A 2,295-nucleotide genomic window follows, 5' to 3' on the forward strand; every position below is an offset into this window, starting at 1 on the left:
TTCAATTTATATAACTAATTAAATATCCATATAATTAATTTATCAGCAATATAAGGCTCTCAAAATACTTATTTAAGAAAATAAGTCTTAACTAATTATCTATTGAATTATGGAACATCCCCTATAATCTGTCTTACAATTCGAATTTTTAAATCTTACATAATAAATTTGATTTTAAATAGCTTGAATCCAGTATAACTATTAATTTTAGTTTTATTTAGCAAAATAATAATTATTAAATTAATAAATTATATTTAAATAATAATCAATTAACTAAATCACTTTTAAAGAGCTTGATTTTTTCATGAGATTAATTGTAGGACATCATATTAATTAAAATTATTTCTCATACATTAGATATTTCCTGGTTAACTGAAAAGTTAAATAATGGAATAAATAGTATGGCATAAAAATATAAAAAATTATATATATTATTTATGCCATACTATTATTAAGGTGATGTTGATGGAAAAAATTGGTGTAAGGTTAAAAAAATTAAGGGATGAAAATGAGTATACTCAAGAACAAATTGCTAACTACTTAGAAATTGACCAAGGACAAGTTTCTAAAATTGAAAAAGGAGATAGAAGTTTTAATTTAAGTTTATTAGACAAAATTTGTTTATTATATAATTGTTCTCATGAATATATTTTAGGAAAGTCTGATGAGTACTCATCTCCTAAATTTGCTTTTAGATTAAATACGAAAAACCCTAATTTAGAGGTAGTTTCAAAAATGAATCAAATAATGGCTAATTTAAAATTTCTAAGAGATTTAGATAGTGAGGAATAATATGAAACACTATTATGAAACTAATGAATTAGCTGAAGATTTAAGAAGAAAATGGGGAATTGATAATTATACACCTATTGACATTTTTTCTATTATAGGGGAGAAAATAAACAATCTAACTCTAATTTTTTTACCATTAGAAAGTGAAATAAGTGGATGTTGTTCTAAAAATGACAAAGATTTACTTATTTTAATTAATTCTAACCATTCTAAAGGTAGACAAAACTTCACTTTAGCACATGAATTATATCATTTAAAATTTGAAGAAAATGAAAAATGGTTAGTTTGTAGTGATGAAAAATACAATGATAGTGAGAAAGAAGCAGATAATTTCGCATCTTCATTATTAATGCCAAAATGTGCATTAAAAGAGTATATTGAAAAAAACAACATTGAAAAATGGAGTTTAGAAAATATCCTAAAATGTGAGCAATTTTTCCAAATTAGCCACATTTCCATGTTATGTAGATTAAGAAAAGAAAAATACATATCTTATGATGAATTTAAAAGATATCGACATAATATAAAAAGAGAAGCTACAAAATTAGGTTTTAGTACAGAACTATATGAGCCTTCTATTAAAAGTAAAAAATATTTCTCATTAGGTACTTATATTCCTTTAACTGAAAAAGCATTTAACAATAATAAAATATCAATTGGAAAAAAAGAAGAGTTACTATTGGACGTTTTTAGATCAGACATCGTTTATAATTTGAATGAGGATGATTTTATTGAAGAATAAACCTGTCTTTTATGATACTGATTGCCTTGCTTGTTTTTTAGTTATTGGGGATGTTTCTATACTATGTAATTTATTTTCTAAAATCATTATTCCAAAACCTGTTTATGAAGAACTTTCTCATGATGGAACCCCACTATTTATAAAAACTAATTTGTATAATTTAATAGAAAAAGACTTTGTAGAAGTCAAAGATATTAGTATAATTTCTAAAGAATATACTGCATATAAATGTATTAAAGATGGGCTTTGGAGTAATAGACCTGTGGGAAAAGGTGAAGCATCTGCTATTGCTTTTGCAATTAAAAATAATGGTGTTGTTGCAAGTAATAATCTTAAAGATGTTAAAGAATTAACTGAAAAGTATGAATTACCTCTTTTAACTACTGCCCTTATTTTAGCTAAATCAGTTCAAAAAGGTTTAATAGATGAATCTAGAGCAAATAGTATGTGGAAAAAAATGTTAGAAAGAAATAGAAATTTGCCTGATAATTCTTTTTCTGATTATTATTCAAATAGATACAAAAAAGATTGTGAGGAATTTTTGGATTTTTAAACTTTGTAACATTATATATATATATATATGTTTGTGTCAAAAAGTTACCTCCTGAAAAAGGAATTATTACTAAAATCATGGTTTATCATAACATTTAGGTCCATTTTAATTCATCGTTCTGTCTTTCAATTATTGGTTTCAAATAAGACATAGCTCCACTTTTGGTTTTAAAGCGTTTTTTATCTTCTTTTTGTTGTGCTCCACTGAA

3 protein-coding genes are annotated in these 2,295 nt (G+C 24.3%); all 3 read left to right on the forward strand.

Annotated features, from left to right (window positions below):
• Window positions 1-465 precede the first annotated feature (465 nt).
• Genes MBFIL_RS04005 through MBFIL_RS04015 form a run of 3 tightly spaced genes read left to right on the forward strand, consistent with a single transcriptional unit; the run spans window position 466 to window position 2,087 of the window.
• The gene (locus MBFIL_RS04005) at window positions 466-792 is read left to right on the forward strand and encodes a helix-turn-helix domain-containing protein (protein ID WP_066971721.1); all 327 of its coding nucleotides are present in this window, start codon (window positions 466-468) and stop codon (window positions 790-792) included.
• A 1-nt stretch (window position 793) separates the two neighbouring features.
• Window positions 794-1,534: an ImmA/IrrE family metallo-endopeptidase gene (locus MBFIL_RS04010; RefSeq protein WP_066971723.1), complete on the forward strand. Its 741-nt coding sequence runs from the start codon at window positions 794-796 to the stop codon at window positions 1,532-1,534.
• Window positions 1,524-2,087, forward strand: coding sequence for a hypothetical protein (locus tag MBFIL_RS04015; protein WP_394328411.1), 564 nt, complete (start codon window positions 1,524-1,526; stop codon window positions 2,085-2,087). Before MBFIL_RS04010 ends, MBFIL_RS04015 begins: the two co-directional genes overlap by 11 nt.
• The last annotated feature ends 208 nt before the right edge of the window (window positions 2,088-2,295 follow it).

It is taken from the genome of Methanobrevibacter filiformis (assembly GCF_001639265.1).
GTDB classification, from domain to species: domain Archaea; phylum Methanobacteriota; class Methanobacteria; order Methanobacteriales; family Methanobacteriaceae; genus Methanacia; species Methanacia filiformis.

Coding starts and splice junctions, on each gene's coding strand:
- MBFIL_RS04005 (WP_066971721.1), top strand. CDS start 466: ATGGAAAAAATTGGTGTAAGGTTAAAAAAATTAAGGGATGAAAATGAG.
- MBFIL_RS04010 (WP_066971723.1), top strand. CDS start 794: ATGAAACACTATTATGAAACTAATGAATTAGCTGAAGATTTAAGAAGA.